This is a genomic window from Nonomuraea sp. NPDC005983, assembly GCF_040614375.1.
GTDB lineage: Bacteria > Actinomycetota > Actinomycetes > Streptosporangiales > Streptosporangiaceae > Nonomuraea.
Window position 1 is genome coordinate 205,757 of record NZ_JBEXUP010000001.1, and the last position, 15,407, is coordinate 221,163.

At 70.0% G+C, this 15,407-nt stretch carries 18 protein-coding genes; 12 read left to right on the forward strand and 6 right to left on the reverse strand.

Annotated features, from left to right (window positions below):
• Window positions 1-47: 47 nt before the first annotated feature.
• Together ABZ297_RS01005 and ABZ297_RS01010 are read right to left on the reverse strand one after the other, a co-directional pair.
• On the reverse strand, window positions 48-707 hold the full coding sequence (locus ABZ297_RS01005) for a response regulator transcription factor (protein WP_355337302.1): 660 nt from the start codon (window positions 705-707) through the stop codon (window positions 48-50).
• Window positions 704-1,837, reverse strand: coding sequence for a histidine kinase (locus ABZ297_RS01010; RefSeq protein ID WP_355337305.1), 1,134 nt, complete (start codon window positions 1,835-1,837; stop codon window positions 704-706). The genes ABZ297_RS01005 and ABZ297_RS01010 overlap by 4 nt, the downstream gene beginning before the upstream one ends.
• A gap of 107 nt (window positions 1,838-1,944) precedes the next feature.
• Here ABZ297_RS01010 and ABZ297_RS01015 point away from each other — a divergent pair, with 107 nt between their 5' ends.
• The 9 genes from ABZ297_RS01015 to ABZ297_RS01055 all read left to right on the forward strand — a co-directional run bounded on the left by ABZ297_RS01015 (window position 1,945) and on the right by ABZ297_RS01055 (window position 9,076).
• On the forward strand, window positions 1,945-3,108 hold the full coding sequence (locus ABZ297_RS01015) for an acetoin utilization protein AcuC (RefSeq protein ID WP_355337308.1): 1,164 nt from the start codon (window positions 1,945-1,947) through the stop codon (window positions 3,106-3,108).
• A gap of 11 nt (window positions 3,109-3,119) precedes the next feature.
• Window positions 3,120-3,899 (forward strand): phosphatase, encoded by a 780-nt coding sequence (locus ABZ297_RS01020; protein ID WP_355337311.1) that lies wholly within the window; start codon window positions 3,120-3,122, stop codon window positions 3,897-3,899.
• A gap of 312 nt (window positions 3,900-4,211) precedes the next feature.
• Window positions 4,212-4,415 carry a helix-turn-helix domain-containing protein gene (locus ABZ297_RS01025; protein WP_026214222.1) on the forward strand — a complete coding sequence of 68 codons (204 nt, stop codon included), beginning with the start codon at window positions 4,212-4,214 and terminating at the stop codon, window positions 4,413-4,415.
• Window positions 4,416-4,590: 175 nt separating this feature from the next.
• Window positions 4,591-4,689 carry an AURKAIP1/COX24 domain-containing protein gene (locus tag ABZ297_RS01030; RefSeq protein ID WP_018654693.1) on the forward strand — a complete coding sequence of 33 codons (99 nt, stop codon included), beginning with the start codon at window positions 4,591-4,593 and terminating at the stop codon, window positions 4,687-4,689.
• Between the two features lie 22 nt (window positions 4,690-4,711).
• Window positions 4,712-5,704, forward strand: coding sequence for an NAD-dependent epimerase/dehydratase family protein (locus tag ABZ297_RS01035; RefSeq protein ID WP_355337315.1), 993 nt, complete (start codon window positions 4,712-4,714; stop codon window positions 5,702-5,704).
• Entirely contained in the window at window positions 5,701-6,546 is an 846-nt protein-coding gene (locus tag ABZ297_RS01040; RefSeq protein WP_355337318.1) for a lysophospholipid acyltransferase family protein, read from the forward strand. Before ABZ297_RS01035 ends, ABZ297_RS01040 begins: the two co-directional genes overlap by 4 nt.
• Before the next feature lie 73 nt (window positions 6,547-6,619).
• The gene (locus ABZ297_RS01045) at window positions 6,620-7,414 is read left to right on the forward strand and encodes an SDR family NAD(P)-dependent oxidoreductase (protein WP_355337321.1); all 795 of its coding nucleotides are present in this window, start codon (window positions 6,620-6,622) and stop codon (window positions 7,412-7,414) included.
• Between the two features lie 58 nt (window positions 7,415-7,472).
• On the forward strand, window positions 7,473-8,054 hold the full coding sequence (locus ABZ297_RS01050) for an RNA polymerase sigma factor (RefSeq protein WP_355337324.1): 582 nt from the start codon (window positions 7,473-7,475) through the stop codon (window positions 8,052-8,054).
• 2 nt (window positions 8,055-8,056) lie between these two features.
• The gene (locus ABZ297_RS01055; protein WP_355337327.1) at window positions 8,057-9,076 is read left to right on the forward strand and encodes an LCP family protein; all 1,020 of its coding nucleotides are present in this window, start codon (window positions 8,057-8,059) and stop codon (window positions 9,074-9,076) included.
• Between the two features lie 86 nt (window positions 9,077-9,162).
• Here the strand turns inward: ABZ297_RS01055 and ABZ297_RS01060 are convergent, their stop codons facing one another.
• The 3 genes from ABZ297_RS01060 to ABZ297_RS01070 form a co-directional block, all read right to left on the reverse strand.
• A complete protein-coding gene (locus ABZ297_RS01060) occupies window positions 9,163-10,038 on the reverse strand; it encodes an HAD-IB family hydrolase (protein WP_355337330.1) in 876 nt (291 codons plus the stop codon).
• A 14-nt stretch (window positions 10,039-10,052) separates the two neighbouring features.
• On the reverse strand, window positions 10,053-10,688 hold the full coding sequence (locus ABZ297_RS01065; RefSeq protein WP_355337333.1) for a DUF5667 domain-containing protein: 636 nt from the start codon (window positions 10,686-10,688) through the stop codon (window positions 10,053-10,055).
• A 116-nt stretch (window positions 10,689-10,804) separates the two neighbouring features.
• Window positions 10,805-11,470: a sigma-70 family RNA polymerase sigma factor gene (locus ABZ297_RS01070; protein ID WP_355337336.1), complete on the reverse strand. Its 666-nt coding sequence runs from the start codon at window positions 11,468-11,470 to the stop codon at window positions 10,805-10,807.
• A 179-nt stretch (window positions 11,471-11,649) separates the two neighbouring features.
• Between ABZ297_RS01070 and ABZ297_RS01075 the strand changes: the two genes are divergently transcribed.
• Window positions 11,650-13,086: an antibiotic biosynthesis monooxygenase gene (locus ABZ297_RS01075; protein WP_355337339.1), complete on the forward strand. Its 1,437-nt coding sequence runs from the start codon at window positions 11,650-11,652 to the stop codon at window positions 13,084-13,086.
• Between the two features lie 26 nt (window positions 13,087-13,112).
• Here ABZ297_RS01075 and ABZ297_RS01080 read toward each other — a convergent pair whose 3' ends face one another.
• Entirely contained in the window at window positions 13,113-13,346 is a 234-nt protein-coding gene (locus ABZ297_RS01080; RefSeq protein ID WP_355337342.1) for a glutaredoxin family protein, read from the reverse strand.
• 127 nt (window positions 13,347-13,473) lie between these two features.
• Here ABZ297_RS01080 and ABZ297_RS01085 point away from each other — a divergent pair, with 127 nt between their 5' ends.
• Complete coding sequence (locus ABZ297_RS01085; RefSeq protein ID WP_355337344.1) at window positions 13,474-14,151, forward strand: redox-sensing transcriptional repressor Rex; 678 nt, start codon at window positions 13,474-13,476, stop codon at window positions 14,149-14,151.
• The gene (locus ABZ297_RS01090) at window positions 14,148-15,404 is read left to right on the forward strand and encodes a glutamyl-tRNA reductase (RefSeq protein ID WP_355337347.1); all 1,257 of its coding nucleotides are present in this window, start codon (window positions 14,148-14,150) and stop codon (window positions 15,402-15,404) included. The genes ABZ297_RS01085 and ABZ297_RS01090 overlap by 4 nt, the downstream gene beginning before the upstream one ends.
• Window positions 15,405-15,407 lie beyond the last annotated feature (3 nt).

Genomic DNA, 15,407 nt, shown 5'->3' on the forward strand with positions numbered 1-15,407 from the left:
GTCCTGCTGGAGGACCGTTCCGTCGCGCGGTCTCTGGGAGCCTGCTCCTACTCTCCAGGGGTGATCAGGGCCGCCTCGTAGGCCACGATCACGGCCTGCGCCCGGTCTCTGACGCCGAGCTTGGCGAACAGGCTCGTCACGTGGTTCTTGACCGTGGAGGGGGAGACGTCCAGCGCGTCGGCGATCTCCGGGTTGGACCTGCCGCGGGCGATCAGCACGAGGACCTCCCGCTCGCGCTCGGTGAGCCCGGCCAGCTCCGACGGGCCCGACCCGCGCTTCGGCCCGGACACCCGGACGAAGCGGCCGATCAGGCGGGTGAGCAGGCGCGGCGCCACCGCGGACTCTCCCCTGTGCACCACCCGGACGCCCTCGACCAGTTCCTCCGGCGAGACGTCCTTGGGCAGGAACCCGTCGGCGCCGGCCCGCAGCGCCGCGATCACGTTCTCGTCGAGGTCGAAGGTGCTGAGCGCGAGCACCCTGACGTCGGGCTGCTCGCCGGTGATCCGCCCGGTGGCGCTCACCCCGTCGAGGCCCGGCATGTGCAGGTCCATCAGCACCACGTCCGGGCCGAGCTCCTTGCTGAGGCGCACCGCCTCCGCGCCGTCGGCGGCCTCGCCGACCACGCTGATGTCGGGCTGGGCGTTGAGGATGAGCCTGAAGCCCATGCGCGCGAGCGCGTGGTCGTCCACCAGCAGGACTGTGATCATGCCTTCTCCAGGGGGATGCGGGCGAGCACGCGGAAGCCGCCCTCGGGCCGGGGGCCGGTCCACAGCCGGCCGCCGCAGAGCGCCACCCGCTCGGCCATGCCGCCGAGCCCGAAGCCGGGCGCGCCGGCGGGCTTGGCGACGCCGTCGTCGAGGACCTCCACCTCGACCGCCTCGGGTTCGTAGGCTAATCGGACGCTGGCTCTGGCGCTCAGCGCGTGTTTGCGGGTGTTGGTCAGCGCCTCCTGGACGATCCGGTAGACGGCGTGGTCGACGGCCGTGGGGAGGGGCACGGCGTCGCCCGTCACGGTCAGGCTGGCGGGCAGCCCGGCGGTCTCGGCCTCCTGGACGAGCGACGGCAGCCGGGCCGCGCCCACGCCCGTCGCGGCCCCGGCGGCGCTGCCGTCGTCGGCCCTGAGCACGTCGAGGAGCTGGCGCATCTCGGCCAGCGCCTGGCGGGCCGTCTGCTCGGCGCTGCTCAGGGCGTCGCGGGTGACGTCCTGCTCGGGCTGGAGGGTGGCCCTGGCGCCGCCGACCAGCGCGTTGATCACGCTGAGGTGGTGTGCGACGACGTCGTGCAGCTCCCTGGCGATCCGCCGGCGCTCGGCGCGGACCGCGCTGTCGGCCAGCTCGCGCTGCCTGCGCTCGTTGAGCTCGGCGCGGATCCTGAGGAACTGACCCAGCCCCATGGTGAGCACGGGGTTGACGAGGCCCGCCGCCCAGCTTCCGTGGTTCGGGTTGGTCACCTCGAACAGGACCGAGTAGCCGACCGCCGCCAACCCCGCGGTGATCGCGGTGGTGCGGCCGTGCGTATGGCGCCCCACGCTGTAAAAGGCGATCGACGAGAGCGGGCTGGTGACGCTCGCCATGCCGGTGACGAGGGAGAGGGCGTCCAGCGTGAACTCGACCGCGGCCACGGCGACCGGTCTGCTCCGGCGGACGAGCAGGGGGAGCGTGCCGGCCAGGAAGAGCGACAGGTAGACCACGTCGGCCCGCGTCGCGGAGCTCTGGACGATCGCGAACCTCAGCGCGATCGCCAACGGCACAGCGAGGACGATCACGAGCGTGATGTCCTGGACCTTGGGACGCCGGAAGAATCGCCATGCGGCCTGGAAGGGTCGCACGAAGCGCATGCCCTGAGGCTACGCGAATTTTCCCCGCCGTAAGGGCCGGGACCGTTAGGAGCTTCGCCGTTGACGCTGCGGTAACGTCGGCGCAAGGGCGAGGGACGGGAGCGCGCATGAGCAAGACCGCACGGGTCATCTGGGACGACGCACTCACCTCCTACGACTTCGGCCCGAGCCATCCGCTGGCCCCTGTCAGGGTGGAGCTGACGATGGCGCTCGCCCGCGATCTGGGCGTGCTCGACCGGGTCGAGGTGGCAGGCTGCGCGCCCGCCACCGACGACGAACTGGCGCTCGTGCACAAGCGCGGCTACATCGAGGCGGTCAAGCGCGTGTCCGTCTCGGGGGCCGCCGACCTGTCGGCTGGGCTCGGCACGTCCGACAACCCCGCGTTCGCGGGCGTCCACGAGGCGTCGGCGCTGATCGCAGGCGCGTCCATCGCCGCCGCCCGCGCGGTCTGGGAGGGCGCGGCCGAGCACGCGGTGAACATCGCGGGCGGGCTGCACCACGCGATGGCCGACACGGCCAGCGGCTTCTGCGTCTACAACGACCCGGCGCTGGCCATCGCCTGGCTGCTGTCGCAGGGCGCGGGCCGCGTCGCGTACGTGGACGTGGACGTCCACCACGGCGACGGCGTCCAGGCGGCCTTCTACGACGATCCGCGCGTCCTGACCATCAGCCTGCACGAGAGCCCGCTCACGCTGTTCCCCGGCACCGGGCTGCCCCAGGAGACCGGGGCCGGAGGCACGGCGGTCAACGTGGCGCTCCCGGCGGGGTGCGGCGACTCGGGGTGGCTGCGCGCCTTCGACGCGGTGGTGCCGCCGCTGCTGCGCGAGTTCCGTCCGGAGATCCTGGTCACCCAGCACGGCTGCGACAGCCACGCGCTCGACCCGCTCGCCCATCTGATGCTCAGCGTCGACGGCCAGCGAACCGCGTACGCCGCCCTGCACCGGCTGGCGCACGAGACGGCGGGCGGCCGCTGGGTCGTCACGGGCGGTGGCGGCTACGAGCTGGTGCAGGTGGTGCCGCGAGCCTGGACGCACCTGGTCGCCGAGGTGTCGGGCCACCCGCTCGACCCGGACACGGCGACGCCGGAGAGCTGGCGCCGGTTCGTCAGGGAGCGGACGGGCGAGCTGCCCCCGCTGACCATGACAGACGGTAGAAGCCCGGAATTTACTGGTTGGTCCGCTGGTTATGACCCTGCGGACCCCATTGACCGTGCGGTCATGGCGACCCGGCGCGCGGTGTTCCCCCTGCACGGCCTCGATCCGATGCCCTAGCGAGGAAAGCTGTGCTGAGCCGCGACCAACTCCGCGAACACCTGATCCAGACCCGCATCGCGGGCGACGTCGCGACCCCCCGCGAGAACAACCTCGACCACTACAGCTCGGTGGCCAACCGCGACGCGTACTACATGCTGGGCCTCACCTTCGAGCAGCCGTGGTCCTTCCGCGACGTCCTCGCGCTGATGGCCAAGTCCGCCGGCGTGGTCTCAGACCCGGGGCACCGCTGGGGCCAGGACACCATCGACCCCGACCGGACGATCGACGCGCTCGACGCGATGGCCGACAGCATCGCCGGGGCGCTGTCGCTCGACTCCCCGAGGCTGCTGTTCGCCACCGGCCACCCCACCGGGCTGCTCGCCGTCCACCTGCCGCTCGCCAGGTTCGCCGCCGAGCGCGGTGCGAGGCTGCTGACGCCCGCCGAGGGCTGGGTGTACTCGGGGGCGGGGTTCGGCCGCCCACGCCACATCCGCTACCTGGAGGAAGTGGCGATGCTCAACGAGAAGGGCGGTTTCGTGCACACCCACGACTCGGCCCCGATGGAGCGGATGCTCAGCGAGCTGGACACGCCTCCGGACCTGGTCATCGCCGACCACGGCTGGGCGGGCGCCGCCGGCGAGGCGGGCGTGCCGACGGTGGCGTTCGCCGACAGCAACGACCCGGCCCTGTTCCTCGGGGAGGCGGAGGGCAAGATCGCGGCCTGCGTGCCACTCGATGACAATGTGCTACCGCGTCATTACGCTCCGCTGGTCGAGCGCATTGTCACACGAGTCTCACGAGCCCTTTGAGTCGAATTCGGTCCTCCCGATACCGTCTTTTCGCGCCTGCATTCCAAGAGGCGCGCTGTCCCTTTGCCAACTTTTGAGTCGGCCTGGGCGACTCTAATGATGAGAAGTTGGACAGTTCCAACCGGCTGGGCGAGGGGCTCGAACCGGGTGCTGGCCAGCGACTTTGCTGGTTTGACTGACAGGTGGCTCCGCCGACTGAGAAAATAGGGGGTTTGCGCGCTCGGAGTCCCGACTTACGCTAACGGCAGTACACGTGCGTGAGCAATGGCACCAGTGGGGATAATCCGGATACACGTGCGGAAGAGGCGTCCGATGGGTGCAGGCGAAAGACCTCTCAGCGAGGTGAAGTTCCTGACGGTGGCCGAAGTGGCCACGGTCATGAGGGTCTCCAAGATGACGGTGTACCGACTCGTGCACTCGGGCGAGTTGCCGGCCATCCGCGTCGGCCGGTCGTTCCGAGTGCCGGAGCAGGCGGTGCACGACTATCTCCGGGAGGCCTACATCGAGGCAGGCTGATGGCGGAGTAGCGGCGTTCCCGTACGCCGTGAATACGGTCGCGGGAGAGACCCGGTCGCCGCGGCGCGGCCGGGCTCACCCCCCAAGGGGCGATCTACCGTCGATCGCCGGTAGTCTGTGAGCCGGTGTGCGCTCGCACATCGATTCAGACTTGCTATCAGTACCTGGGGGTCCCGTGGGCTCTGTGATCAAGAAGCGCCGCAAGCGGATGGCCAAGAAGAAGCACCGCAAGCTGCTCAAGAAGACGCGCATCCAGCGGCGTAACAAGAAGTAGACGACGCAGCTGCGAGGCGCTGATGACCCACACCGTGCTCGTCACCGGGGTCTCGCGCCACATCGGCGCCCGGGTGGCGAGCGTTCTCGCTGCGGATCCGGACATCAGCCGCGTCATCGGAGTGGACACTGTGCCGCCGCCCTCGCTGACTCGTGATGGCGGCGCCTCTCTCGGCCGGACGGAGTTCGTCCGGGTCGATCTGCGCAGCCCCGACATCGCTCAGGTGATCGCGGCCGCCGACATCGACACCGTTGTGCACATGAGCCTGGTGAGCGCTCCGTCGCGGAGCGCGGGCAGGGCCGTGATGAAGGAGCACAACGTCATCGGCGCCATGCAACTGCTCGGCGCCTGCCAGCGGTCGGCGACCGTCCGCAGGGTCGTGGTGCGTTCGACCACGGCCGTGTACGGCTCGTCGCCCAGGGATCCGGCGGTGTTCACCGAGGATCTGGAGCCGCAGGACGGCCCCAGCCACGGTTACGCCAAGGACGCGGTCGAGGTCGAGGGCTACGTGCGCGGTTTCGCGCGCCGCCGTCCCGACGTCACCGTGTCGTTGCTGCGCTTCGCCAACTTCATGGGCCCGCGGGTCGACTCGCCGCTGACCCGATACTTCACCCAGCCGGTGCTGCCGACCGTGTTCGGCTTCGACCCTCGGCTGCAGTTCGTCCACGAGGACGACGCGGTCGAGGTGCTGCGGCGGATGGCGACCGAAGACCACCCCGGCACGTTCAACGTGGCCGGGGCGGGCGTGTTGCTGCTCTCCCAGTGCGCGCGCAGGGCGGGGCGGCTGTCGCTCCCGCTGTTCGCGCCCGCCTTCCGGCTGCTCGGCAGCGCCGCGCGCCGGGCCGGCCTGGTCGAGTACTCGCCGGAGCAGCTCAGGCTGATGAGCTACGGCCGCGTCGTCGACTCAGAAAAGCTGGAGTCCGAGCTTGGCTGGAAGCCCAAGTTCACGACCGGCGCGGCGTTCGACGACTTCCTGCGCTCACGGGACCTGCACCCGCTCGGAGGCATCTGGTGACGGAGGAACCCGATCCGCTAGCCGGCGCGCTGGCCTTCCTGCGCAGGCGCATCACGGGCGAGTACGAGGTCGACGACTTCGGCTACGACGCGGAGCTGACCGACAAGGTGCTGCTCGAACTGATCAGGCCGCTCTACCGGCACTGGTTCAGGGTCGAGACCCTCGAGCTGAAGAACGTGCCCGACGAGGGCGGCGCGCTGGTGGTCGCCAACCACTCGGGCACGCTGCCGGTCGACGCGCTGATGATGCAGGTCGCGCTACACGACGAGGTGGGCAGGCCGCTGCGGCTGCTCGGCGCCGACCTGGTCTACCAGCTTCCGGTGCTCGGCCACCTGTCACGCAAGACCGGCCACACGCTCGCCTGCCCCGAAGACGCCGACCGCCTCCTGCGCAAGGGCGAGCTGGTCGGGGTGTTCCCCGAGGGTTTCAAGGGCGTGGGCAAGCCGTTCTCCGAGCGTTACCGGCTCCAGCGCTTCGGCAGGGGCGGGTTCGTGGCCTCGGCCATCCGCGCCGGCGTCCCGATCGTGCCCACCGCGATCGTGGGGGCCGAGGAGATCTACCCGAAGATCGGCGATCTGCCGTCGCTGGCCAGGCTGCTCGGCCTGCCGTACCTGCCGATCACCCCGTTCTTCCCGCTGCTCGGGCCGCTCGGCCTGGTGCCGCTGCCGTCCAAGTGGATGATCGAGTTCGGCGAGCCGATCCGCACCGACGAGTACGAGTCGTCGGCCGCCGACGACCCGATGCTGGTGTTCAACCTCACCGACCACGTGCGCGAGGTCATCCAGCAGCTGCTGAACGAGCTGAGGCTGCGCAGGGGCCACGCGTTCCCGCCCTTCCTCTGACGCAACCGGCGGGGCCGTGCCGGTGTTCTCCACACGTTGGTTGAAACACCGAGCACGGAAGAGGAACCCCCTCATGGATCTGCAACTGTCCGGCCGCGTCGCCGTCGTCACCGGCGCGTCCAAGGGCATCGGCCTGGCCATCGCCCGCACCCTGGCCGACGAGGGCGCCCATGTCGTGGCCGTCTCCCGGACCCGCACCGGCGAGCTGCCGGAGAAGGCGGTGCACGTCGCCGCCGACCTGATGGACCCGCAGGCGCCCGCCCAGGTGATCGACCACGCGGTGCGGGAGTTCGGCGGGCTGGACATCCTGGTCAACAACGCCGGTGGCCCGCCGCCCGGCGTGACCCTGCCCCGCTTCGGCTTCCTGCCCCTGGAGGACGCCGACTGGCAGGCGATGTTCGAGTTCAACCTGTTCTCGCCGATCCGGCTGATCCGCGCCGCCCTGCCGGTGATGGTGGGGCGCGGCGGCGGCTCGATCGTCAACGTCTCCAGCAGCCTGGCCTGGCAGCCGGGCGCGCTGAACGTCGACTACGGCGCCGCCAAACTGGCGCTGGCCAACGTGGGCAGGGCGGTCGCCGAGGAGTACGGCCCGCAGGGCATCCGGGTGAACACGGTCACTCCCGGGCCCGTCCTCACCGACTGGTGGACGAAGGAGGGCGGCGCGGCCGACGTCATGTCCGGGATGGTGGGAACCGACAGGGACAGCGTCATCAACCAGGTCGCCCCCGAGATGATGAAGCTGTCCACCGGCCGCCTCGTCGACCCGCAGGAGGTGGCTGACGCCGTCGCGCTGCTCGTCTCACCCCGTTCCGGCAGTACGACGGGCGCGGACCTCGCCATCGACGGAGGAGCGCGCAAGGAGCTGTGAACCACAAGGGCGGGTTGTGGCGAGACATCCTTGACCGGCTCCCCACAGAAGGGCGGAGATGATCACGCAACCCGCCACCAGGAGTGTGGACTCGGACCTCGTCAGCGCCTCGTTAACGGAACCCGAGGCGTTCGCCGAGCTGTTCGACCGCTACTCCGCCATGCTCTACAGGTACGTCTCCAAACGGCTCGGCCCCGAGCCCGCCGAGGACCTCGTCGGCGAGACGTTCCTGGTCGCCTTCTCCCGCAGGAAGAGCTACGACCTGGCCTACCCCGACGCCAGGCCGTGGCTCTTCGGCATTCTCACCAAGCTCATCTCCCGGCACCGCCGCACCGAGGGAGCCCGCTACCGCGCGTTCCAGCGTGCCCCGGTCGACGCCGAGGTGGAGTCGCCCGCCGACCGGGTGGCCGCCGGGGTCACCGCGCAGGCGTCCAGGCCGGAGCTGGCCCGCGCCCTCGCCGCGCTGCCCGCCAAGGACCGCGACGTGCTGCTGCTGATCGCCTGGGGCGATCTCAGCTACGAGGAGGTCGCACGGGCGCTCGACATCCCCGTGGGCACCGTGCGCTCCCGCCTCAACCGGGGCAGGCGGAAGGTGCGCGCCGCCCTGGGCGACACCAACCCCATGCTGGAGGAGGCGTGACCATGGACGACCTGAAGATGCTCCGCGACCTCGGCAGAGACCTGGAGCACGAGCCTCCGGTCACGCTGGCGCGCCAGCGGCAGCGCCTGCTGCGGGAGCGCCCGCGCCGGCTGCGGATGGGCTGGTTCATGGCCGGGCTGGTCGCCGTAGCCACCGCGCTGGCGGTCGCGGTTCCCACGCTGGTGCTGAGCGGGCGCCAGACCGTGCCGCCGCCGGTGGGCGCGCGTCCCGCGAAGCTGACGGGCGCGTTGAACGTGCTGGTGATCGGCTCCGACACCCGCCAGGGCGAGGGCAACACCAGGTACGGCCCGGCGCAGGCCCGTTCGACCGGAGGCGGGGGCGCGCGGTCCGACACCATGATGCTCGTGCACCTGCCCGAGGGCGGCGGCGGGGCGACCGTGATCAGCTTCCCGCGCGACTCGATGGTGCAGATCCCCTCGTGCGGATCCGCGCCCCCCAGAAGAGACATGATCAATTCCGCGTTCGACACCGGTGGGGTGTCGTGCGCCGTCGCCACGGTGGAGAAGCTCACGAAGGTTCGCGTGGACCACTTCGTCGTGGTGGACTTCACCGGCTTCAAGAACGTGGTCGACGCCCTGGGCGGAGTGGAGGTCAAGCTCAGGACGCCGGTGAGCGACAAGGCGTCCAGGCTGAAGCTTCCGGCGGGCACCAGCCACCTGAACGGCGAGCAGGCGCTGGGGTACATGCGGCTGCGGCACTACGGCGACGGATCCGACATCCAGCGGATCAAGCGGCAGGTGACGCTCCTGCGCGTGATGTTGGCGAAGGCGAGGAAGGGGCTTACCGACCCGGCCAAGCTCCGGCCCTTCCTCGACGTGGTCAGCCGGTCGGTCGTCACCGACGGGGACCTCGATCTGGAGGTGATGTACGGTCTCGCGAGCAGGTTGGGGCGCGGCCAGCCGTCGTTCGTCATGGTCCCGTGGCTCCCCGATCCCAAGGACCAGAACAGAATCGTGTGGAAGCAGCCGGACGCGCAGAAGTTGTTCGACCGGCTGAAGTGAGGCATGCCGGGGTGGCCCGCCCAAAGGCGCCCCGGCGCCTGCACAGGCGGGCGCCTTTCCGGTGCCGTCGGGCGTGAGACGCGGCGCTACTGGGGGGTGCGGTAGTGCCTGCGGAGCGCGATGCCCGCGGCGATGCCGCCCGCCACCGCGCCGATGCCCGCGGCGATCGGCAGCGCGGTCAGCGTCGCTTTGCGGCCGGTGCGGAAGTCCTTGACGGGCCAGCCGTGCTTCCTGGCGTGCTCGCGCAGCTCGCCGTCGGGGTTGATGGCCACGGCGTGGCCGACCAGCGACAGCATGGGCAGGTCGTTGGCCGAGTCGCTGTAGGCGGTGCACCTGGTCAGGTCGAGGCCCTCGCGGCGGGCCAGCGCGCGCACCGCCTCGGCCTTGGCGGGGCCGTGCAGCAGGTCGCCGACCAGCCGCCCGGTGTAGACGCCGTCGCTGGTCTCGGCGACCGTGCCGAGCGCGCCCGTCAGGCCGAGCCGCTGGGCGATCACCCGGGCCAGCTCGACGGGCGTGGCGGTCACCAGCCACACCCGCTGGCCGGCGTCCAGGTGGCTCTGGGCGAGCGCGCGGGTGCCGCCCCAGATGCGGTCGGCCATGACTTCGTCGTAGATCTCCTCGCCGAGCCGCACCACGTCGTCGACCTTGGCGCCCGCGACGAACGCCAGCGCCGTCTCGCGGGCGACCTTGATGTGCTCGGGGTTCTCGTTGCCGCCGAGCCTGAAGACCGCCTGCCCGACCGCGAACTTGAGCAGGTCGGACGTGGTGAACAAGCCGCGCGTGGCCAGCCCTCTGGCGAAGTGGTAGATCGAGGCGCCACGCATCATCGTGTTGTCGACGTCGAAGAAGGCCGCCGCCTGCAGGTCGGGCTCGGCCGGGGGAGCCGTGACAGCGGCAGCCGCGGCTGCTTCGCCGGCGATCTCCGCCTCCACGTCATGCCGTCGTCGAATTAGCCGCCACATGCGCCTCAGCTTACCTAGCCCGGCGCCTCCAGCCCCTGGATGTAGTCCAGGTAGCCCGTGGCCTGGTCGTGCTGTACTTCGTTGAGCTGTTCCAGCATCGGCTCGACCATGTTCTTCTGGTCCCGGGCGAAGCGCTTGATCTTGGGGGAGCGCGGTTCGACCCGTTCCAGCCTGTTGATGCCGGAGCGGGTGGACTCGTCCATGTCCTTGAGCGTCTTGGTGACCAGGGGGCCGTCGTTGGACGAGCCGAGGAGCCGGGCGACCTCGGAGGCCCTGCTCTTGGCCGAGTCGAGCTCGCGCTGCGCCCGTTCCACGTCGTCGTGGCTGAGCCGCACGAGGGTGCTCTCGGCGGCGCGCTTGAGCGGGTAGAGCGTGTCGCCGGGCACCGACTGGTAGGTGGCGAAGGCCGACACCATCATGACGGCCGCCAGAGCGAACGTGGCGAGCTGGGAGAACGGGGACAGGCGTCGTCTGGCGGGGAGGCGGTGGCCGTGCCTGGCGGGCCTGACGGGGTCGGGGGCCTGCGCCGAAAGGAGCTCGTGACGCAGCCGGTCGCGGAATGCGGCCTCCGGGCCGCCGCCGAGCGGCCGCCTTCCCAGCTCCGACAGCTGGTCCAGCACGCGTTCGCGCGATCTGCGCGCCCTACCCATGACTGCTCCCTGAGGCCCCCGCGAGAATACCCGGCCGTGACACCTGCCTAACGAAGCGCCTCAGGGGGAGGTTACGCGGCGTGTCCCTGGACGCTCCCGGCCGCGGCCGGGACGGGTCATTCGAGGTCGTTCTTGAGCGCTCTGGCCAGCGCGCGGATCGCCCGGAACTGCAGCGCTTTGATCGCTCCACTCTTCTTCCCCATGATCAACGCGGTCTCCGCCAGTGACAGGCCGTGCAGGAACCGGAGGACGACGCACTCCTGCTGCTCCGGGTTGAGGTCCCGGACGGCGCGCAGGATCCGGTCGTTGACGATCGCCGTGACCACGGCGTTCTCCGGGATGTGCGCGCCGTCGAGCGGGACGTCGATCACCTCTCCGGTGGAGATCTCCAGCCGGTAGCGCCCGGACTTGAAGTGGTCGGTCACCAGGTTCCTGGCGATGGTCACGAGCCAGGCGCCGAAGTCGCGTCCCTGCCAGGTGAAGTCGGTGATGCGGCGAAGCGCGCGCAGGAAGGTCTCGCTGGTCAGGTCCTCGGCGAGCTGGTGCGAGCCGACCCGGAAGTAGATGTAGCGGTAGACGAGGTCCACATAACGGTCGTAGAGCGTGCCAAAAGCCTCCGTGTTTCCGGTCTTGGCGCGCAGCACCAGCGTGCGCTGGTCGTCGGAGACCACCTCCGCGCTGCTTTCTGCGCGGACGTCTTCGCGCACGGCAAGCTCGCTCGTCCGGGCGGGGCCAGCGAGCGCTGGAGTGAGTAGCCCGGCGAACGGCCACGAGTCAGGCATCCGGTATCCCTACGGGGTAAGGGGTGCGGCTGCTCGAACACTCTAGAAATCAACCGGAAATTCCACAATCCGCTTGGGCTAGGCAGGACTAGCCGTAATCGGCGGATACCGTGTTGGACCGACCCGTTCCCTCTTCGGCTACCGGCTGGGAGGCATCGTCCGGCAGCATTGGAGTCACCATGGAGATCCTTGTCGCTGTCATCGCCTTCGCCGGTGCCCTTCTCGCCGCGATCGCCGCGGGTGCCCTGATCAGAAGGTTGCGTGACGACCCTGAGGGGTGGCTGATCGCCTGGACCGTTGCAGCCGTGGCGCTCTGCGTGTCACTGGGCGTGATCGGTGTCGGCTACCTCATGGGGTTCGGCACGGCCACGTTCAAGATCTATCAACTCACCGGATCGCTGCTCGCTCCCCTCTGGCTGGGAATCGGGCTGATCCAGCTCCTGAGCGAAAAGGCCCCCCCGAAATTCGCGGCCTGGCTCTACAGCATCGCGATCACCATCACCGCCTCGGTGATCCTCGTCGCCGACCCGCTGCTCAACAGCGGCAAGATGACCAAGCTGCTGCCCACGGGCTCCGGTCACTGGGGGTTGATCCCCGACAAGCTGCTGCTCGGCGTGCACATCGTCGACGTGCTGGTCCTGCTCGCGGCCGCGGTGTTCGCCGGGCTCAAGTGGCGCAACGGCGACGAGTACGACACCGACAACCTGCACGCCGTCGCCGTCATCGCGCCCTCGGGCATCGCGCTGATCGGCGCGGTGCGGTTCTCCGTGCCGGGGATCTTCACCACCGCGCTGTTCGTGGTGGCCGCCGCCGCCATCTGGTACTGCGTGCTGCGCCCGCTGGCCCCGTACGAGGACGACGAGGACGAGGTCGAAGTCGAGCAGGAACGGCGGCCGTCGCCGCGCCGCGCCGCGGCAGCGGAGCAGCAGGCGCCCACCGTGTCGTCGAGATCGCCCATGCCTCCGCCCGTCGTCGCGCCCGAGATGCCGCCGCCGGCCGTGCAGCCCCGCAGGTCGGGCCTGGGCGACCTGGTGGCCGAGTACCGGGCGGGCGACCAGGAGGTCGACTACGCGGCCCGGATGACGTCCCCGCCCGAGGCCGGCCCGTCGACGGGCTACATCATGAACGGCAGGCACGGCGGCCCCGCCCAGCAGGACGTGCCGCGCCAGGAGTACTCCATGCCCGGCGCCGACGCCGTCTACCCGGGGGCCGAGCTCTTCTCCACCGGCCCGCACCAGGCGCAGCAGCGCCAGCAGCCACAGCAGCAGCCCGATTCCGGCAGGCCCTCGCCGAGCATCTACGGCCTGCTGACCGTCTTCACCCTCATGGACGGCTCGGGAGCCGCGTTCGACCGCCTCGCCGAGCAGACCGTGGAGGTCGTGCGACGTAGCGAACCCGACACACTTGTCTACGCCTGCCACGCGGTCAAGTCGGCGCCGTTGCAGCGCATCGTCTACGAGCTCTACCGCGACGAGGTGGCCTACCGCGACCACCAGCGCCAGCCGCACGTCGAGCGGTTCCTCAACGAGCGCCAGGCGATGGTGCTGGCCACCAACGTCATCGAGCTGAACGTCAACGCGGCCAAGGTGGTGCCGCTGCCGACCGCGATGTACTAGGCGAGCTGACTAGGCGAGCGGACTAGCTAGGCGAGCGCGGCCCGCAGCCGGTCCTCCGAGACGCGCCAGAAGTCGTGCTGGACCCCGTCGACCAGGGTGACGGGGATCATCTCGCCGTACTTGTCGCGCAGCTCGCCGGAGGAGTCGATGTCGATCTCCTCCCATGTCACTCCCAGCTCGTCAGCCACTTTGGCGATGACCTCGCGGGCGTCCTCGCAGAGGTGACAGCCGGGCCTGCCGAGCAAGGTGATGTGGTGCATGGCTCCCACCGTAGCGCCCCTGCCTCGGTGACTTTGTGCATCGCTTCACAAAAGGATTAACCTGAAAGGCGGTTCGCTTCCATTCACGCGGCCCCCAAGGCCGCCCGTTCCCCTGGAGCTCCGGCACGTGAAGAGCCCGACGCAGTCCCGTGACCGTGGCATACCCGAGGCAACGGTCGCCAGGCTCCCGTTGTATCTGCGGGCGCTGCACGGGATGGCGGAGCGCGCGATCACGACGGTGAGCTCCGAAGACCTGGCATCGGCAGCCGGGGTCAACTCGGCCAAGCTTCGCAAGGACCTGTCGCACCTGGGCTCGTACGGCACCCGTGGTGTCGGCTACGACGTCGAGTACCTGGTCTACCAGATCTCCCGCGAGCTCGGCCTGACCCAGGACTGGGCGGTCGCCATCGTCGGCGTCGGCAACCTCGGCCGCGCGCTCGCCAACTACGGCGGGTTCGTCTCCCGTGGCTTCCGCATCGCCGCTCTGGTCGACGCCGACCCCGAGGTCGTAGGCGACGACATTGCGGGGTTGAATGTTGAGCACATCGACGAACTGGAAGCCGTGATCAAACGGCGTGGAGTTTCGATCGTGGTTCTGGCGACGCCGGCGGAGGCGGCTCAGGGGCTGTGTGACCGCGTGGTAGCGGTAGGGGTGACCAGCATCCTGAACTTCGCCCCCGTCGTGCTCGCCGTGCCTGAAAGCGTCGATGTCCGTAAAGTCGACCTATCCATAGAACTACAGATCCTTGCGTTCCACGAGCAACGCAAAGCTGGGGGGCCGCTCATGGCCGTGGACAGTCAATGAGTGTTCTGACCATCGGACTCAGCCACCGGACCGCTCCCGTGGCTCTGCTCGAACGCGTCTCGGTAGCCGGTGACGCGCTCGTCAAACTGCTGCACGACGTGCAGCAGGACGTCTGCGTGGCGGAGACCATGGTGGTCTCGACCTGCAACCGGGTCGAGGTCTACACCGCGGTCGACCGCTTCCACGCGGCCGTCAACTCCGTCAGCCATCTGCTGAGCGTCCATTCGGGCGTTCCGCTCGACGAGCTGACCCCGCACCTGTACGTCCACTACGAGGACCGCGCCGTCGAGCACCTCTTCTCGATGGTGTGCGGCCTCGACTCGATGGTGGTGGGCGAGGGCCAGATCCTCGGCCAGGTGCGCCAGGCGCTCAAGCTGGGGCAGAAGCAGGGCACGGTCGGCGCGACGCTGAACGAGGTCGTCCAGCGGGCGCTGCGCGTCGGCAAGCGCGCCCACACCGACACCAGCATCGACCACGCCGGGGCCTCGCTGGTGACCGCCGGGCTCGCGCTGGCGGGCGAGCTGGCGGGCCGCCGGGCGCTGGTGGTGGGCGCGGGCTCGATGAGCTCGCTCGCCGCCGTCACTCTGGCACGGGCGGGCGTCACCGACATCGTGGTGGCCAACCGGACGTACCAGCGCGGCGTGCGCCTTGCCGACCAGGTCGGCGGCAGGGCGGTGGAGTTCTCCGCGGTTCCCCGAGAGCTTGCGGCGGCCGACCTCGTCATCACCTGCACCGGCGCGGGCCACCACCTGATCACCCCCGACATGCTCAGCAGCGGCGTGTTCCTCCTCGACCTGGCGCTTCCCCACGACATCGACCCCGAGGTCCGGGCCGTCCCCGGCGTGACGCTGGTCGACCTGGAGACCATCCAGCAGTCGGGCATCGGCTCGCGTGAGGGCGACTCCGTCGCCTCCGTCCGGGAGCTCGTCGCCGAGGAGCTCGCCGCCTACCTCGGCGCGGAGCGCGCGTCCAAGGTCACCCCGACCGTGGTGGCGCTGCGCACCAAGGCGGCCGACGTGGTGGAGGCCGAACTGGGCCGTCTCATGATGCGCATCCCCCACCTCGACGCGAAAACCCGGGACGAGGTGACCCTGACCGTGCAGCGTGTCGTCGACAAGCTGCTTCACGAGCCGACTGTGCGTGTCAAACAGCTCGCCACCTCCCCGGGAGGCGATCATTATGCGGAAGCGCTGCGCGAGCTGTTCGACCTGGATCCGAAGATGCCCGAGGCCGTGAGGGAGATGGAGCTGTGACCC

Excerpts from the sequence above, each read along its gene's own strand:
- ABZ297_RS01005 (WP_355337302.1), bottom strand. The coding sequence starts at position 707 with ATGATCACAGTCCTGCTGGTGGACGACCACGCGCTCGCGCGCATGGGC.
- ABZ297_RS01010 (WP_355337305.1), bottom strand. The coding sequence starts at position 1,837 with ATGCGCTTCGTGCGACCCTTCCAGGCCGCATGGCGATTCTTCCGGCGT.
- ABZ297_RS01015 (WP_355337308.1), top strand. The coding sequence starts at position 1,945 with ATGAGCAAGACCGCACGGGTCATCTGGGACGACGCACTCACCTCCTAC.
- ABZ297_RS01025 (WP_026214222.1), top strand. The coding sequence starts at position 4,212 with ATGGGTGCAGGCGAAAGACCTCTCAGCGAGGTGAAGTTCCTGACGGTG.
- ABZ297_RS01035 (WP_355337315.1), top strand. The coding sequence starts at position 4,712 with ATGACCCACACCGTGCTCGTCACCGGGGTCTCGCGCCACATCGGCGCC.
- ABZ297_RS01045 (WP_355337321.1), top strand. The coding sequence starts at position 6,620 with ATGGATCTGCAACTGTCCGGCCGCGTCGCCGTCGTCACCGGCGCGTCC.
- ABZ297_RS01050 (WP_355337324.1), top strand. The coding sequence starts at position 7,473 with ATGATCACGCAACCCGCCACCAGGAGTGTGGACTCGGACCTCGTCAGC.
- ABZ297_RS01055 (WP_355337327.1), top strand. The coding sequence starts at position 8,057 with ATGGACGACCTGAAGATGCTCCGCGACCTCGGCAGAGACCTGGAGCAC.
- ABZ297_RS01060 (WP_355337330.1), bottom strand. The coding sequence starts at position 10,038 with ATGTGGCGGCTAATTCGACGACGGCATGACGTGGAGGCGGAGATCGCC.
- ABZ297_RS01065 (WP_355337333.1), bottom strand. The coding sequence starts at position 10,688 with ATGGGTAGGGCGCGCAGATCGCGCGAACGCGTGCTGGACCAGCTGTCG.
- ABZ297_RS01070 (WP_355337336.1), bottom strand. The coding sequence starts at position 11,470 with ATGCCTGACTCGTGGCCGTTCGCCGGGCTACTCACTCCAGCGCTCGCT.
- ABZ297_RS01075 (WP_355337339.1), top strand. The coding sequence starts at position 11,650 with ATGGAGATCCTTGTCGCTGTCATCGCCTTCGCCGGTGCCCTTCTCGCC.
- ABZ297_RS01080 (WP_355337342.1), bottom strand. The coding sequence starts at position 13,346 with ATGCACCACATCACCTTGCTCGGCAGGCCCGGCTGTCACCTCTGCGAG.
- ABZ297_RS01090 (WP_355337347.1), top strand. The coding sequence starts at position 14,148 with ATGAGTGTTCTGACCATCGGACTCAGCCACCGGACCGCTCCCGTGGCT.